The sequence below is a fragment of the Streptomyces sp. NPDC060194 genome, assembly GCF_042728285.1.
GTDB lineage: Bacteria > Actinomycetota > Actinomycetes > Streptomycetales > Streptomycetaceae > Streptomyces.
In genome coordinates this window covers 1-2305 of record NZ_JBHWZH010000280.1, presented here as the reverse complement: position 1 = coordinate 2305, position 2305 = coordinate 1, and the positions used below count along the sequence as shown (strand labels likewise).

Annotated in this window: 4 protein-coding genes; 3 read left to right on the top strand and 1 reads right to left on the bottom strand. The window is 69.3% G+C overall.

Annotation, left to right across the window (positions count from 1 at the left end; translation table 11 throughout):
- Positions 1-46 precede the first annotated feature (46 nt).
- The gene (locus tag ACFWEG_RS28865; protein ID WP_387221025.1) at positions 47-439 is read right to left on the bottom strand and encodes a DUF1844 domain-containing protein; all 393 of its coding nucleotides are present in this window, start codon (positions 437-439) and stop codon (positions 47-49) included.
- A gap of 330 nt (positions 440-769) precedes the next feature.
- Between ACFWEG_RS28865 and infC the strand changes: the two genes are divergently transcribed.
- From infC to rplT, 3 genes are all read left to right on the top strand, one after another.
- Positions 770-1450 (top strand): translation initiation factor IF-3, encoded by a 681-nt coding sequence (gene infC / locus ACFWEG_RS28860; protein WP_387221028.1) that lies wholly within the window; start codon positions 770-772, stop codon positions 1448-1450.
- A 122-nt stretch (positions 1451-1572) separates the two neighbouring features.
- Complete coding sequence (gene rpmI, locus ACFWEG_RS28855; RefSeq protein ID WP_387221023.1) at positions 1573-1767, top strand: 50S ribosomal protein L35; 195 nt, start codon at positions 1573-1575, stop codon at positions 1765-1767.
- Positions 1768-1875: 108 nt separating this feature from the next.
- Positions 1876-2259, top strand: coding sequence for a 50S ribosomal protein L20 (rplT, locus tag ACFWEG_RS28850; protein WP_387221021.1), 384 nt, complete (start codon positions 1876-1878; stop codon positions 2257-2259).
- The last annotated feature ends 46 nt before the right edge of the window (positions 2260-2305 follow it).

Genomic DNA, 2305 nt, shown 5'->3' with positions numbered 1-2305 from the left:
GGGACGCACGACGTGTGCGTCCCACCCGGCTCTCCGCGGTCCGCCCCTAGCCGTAGACCGGGCCCGTGTACTTCTCGCCCGGGCCCTGGCCCGGCTCGTCCGGGACGATCGACGCCTCGCGGAACGCCAGCTGCAGCGACTTCAGGCCGTCGCGGAGCGGGGCCGCGTGGAAGGAGCTGATCTCGGTCGTGCTCGCGTCGAGCAGGCCGGCCAGCGCGTGCACCAGCTTGCGGGCCTCGTCCAGGTCCTTGTGGGCGTCGCCGTCCTCGGTCAGGCCGAGCTTCACCGCCGCCGCGCTCATCAGGTTGACCGCCACGGTGACGATCACCTCGACGGCGGGCACCTCCGCGATGTCGCGGGTCATCGCGTCGAAGTCGGCGGTGTCCCCGGCGGCGGGGGTGGTGGGAGAATCGTTGCTGCCTGTGGCGTCGCTGCTCATGCGCCCACGATATGCGGCCCCCGGCCGTTTGGGCCCACCGCCCGGGAGCTGCTAATCTTGTCCAGCGACCGGCCGGACACCCAGTGCCCGGCCCACAAGTGGAGGCTCCGATCTCCCACCTAGCCGCCCCCCGGGCGGCGGGTCACCGGTCAGGCGGCCCCCATCGTTCCGTACGGACGATGGAGCCCCTCGATGCGCGCCCCGCGGTTGACCGTGGCGGTGCTCCGGTAGTTATGGAGCCCTGCCTGTGTCCCGTCCGGGGCATTTTTTGTGCGCCGGAGCGGTTGGTCCGTGGACACACACATTGTCACGGCTGCTCCCCAGGCAGTCGTGGGGTGCTACCGAGGAGGATCCATCAGCGCCGAACCCCGTATCAACGACCGGATTCGCGTTCCCGAGGTGCGACTTGTCGGCCCCAGCGGCGAGCAGGTCGGGATCGTTCCGCTTGCCAAGGCCCTGGAGCTCGCGCAGGAGTACGACCTTGACCTGGTCGAGGTCGCGGCGAGCGCGCGTCCCCCGGTCTGCAAGCTCATGGACTACGGGAAGTTCAAGTACGAGTCGGCCATGAAGGCCCGTGAGGCGCGCAAGAACCAGGCGCACACGGTCATCAAGGAGATGAAGCTCCGGCCGAAGATCGACCCGCACGACTACGACACCAAGAAGGGTCACGTCGTACGGTTCCTCAAGGCGGGCGACAAGGTCAAGATCACGATCATGTTCCGTGGTCGCGAGCAGTCCCGCCCCGAGCTGGGCTTCCGCCTGCTGCAGCGGCTCGCCTCGGACGTCGAGGAGCTCGGCTTCATCGAGTCGAACCCGAAGCAGGACGGCCGAAACATGATCATGGTGCTCGGCCCGCACAAGAAGAAGACCGAGGCCATGGCCGAGGCGCGCGAGGCCCAGGCCGCCCGCAAGGCGGAGCGCGAGGGCGGCAAGCAGTCCGCCCCCGCCGAGGCCCCGGTCGACGAGGCCCAGGCCGACGAGGCCCAGGCCGAGAACCCCTCCGAGGCGTGACCCCGCGGGGCTGCCACCCAGGCAGCCCCCGGCCGCACCCGGAACCACAAACCAAGATCTGACGCTCCCGGCCAGCCGGTGCCCGCACCGGGGGAGCGCCACTGACGAGGAGATACGGCGCTATGCCGAAGAACAAGACCCACAGCGGTTCCAAGAAGCGCTTCAAGATCACCGGCTCCGGCAAGGTGCTCCGTGAGCGCGCCGGCAAGCGCCACCTGCTCGAGCACAAGTCGTCCACGCTGACCCGGCGCCTCACCGGCACCGTCGAGGTGGCCCCGGCCGACGCCAAGAAGGTCAAGAAGCTTCTCGGCAAGTGACGCCGCCGCCCGCCCCGGTGACCGGGACGGGACGGACGTCGAGACCGGGTTCCCATCACTTTCGGGCCGTGTGAACACCCCCACGGCCCCGCTACAAGGAGTTAACAAGTGGCACGCGTCAAGCGGGCAGTGAACGCCCACAAGAAGCGCCGGGCAGTCCTCGAGGCCGCCAAGGGCTACCGCGGTCAGCGCTCGCGCCTGTACCGCAAGGCCAAGGAGCAGGTCACCCACTCCCTGGTCTACAACTACAACGACCGCAAGAAGCGCAAGGGCGACTTCCGCCGGCTGTGGATCCAGCGCATCAACGCCGCCGCGCGCGAGAACGGCATGACGTACAACCGCCTGATCCAGGGCCTGAACGCCGCCAACGTCGCCGTGGACCGCAAGATCCTCGCCGAGCTGGCCGTCAACGACCCGAACGCGTTCGCCGCGCTGGTCGAGGTCGCGCAGAAGGCCCTCCCGGCCGACGTGAACGCGCCGAAGGCCGCCTGACCTACCGTCGGGACACCAGGTTCGTCCAGTGAAGGACCCGCAGGCG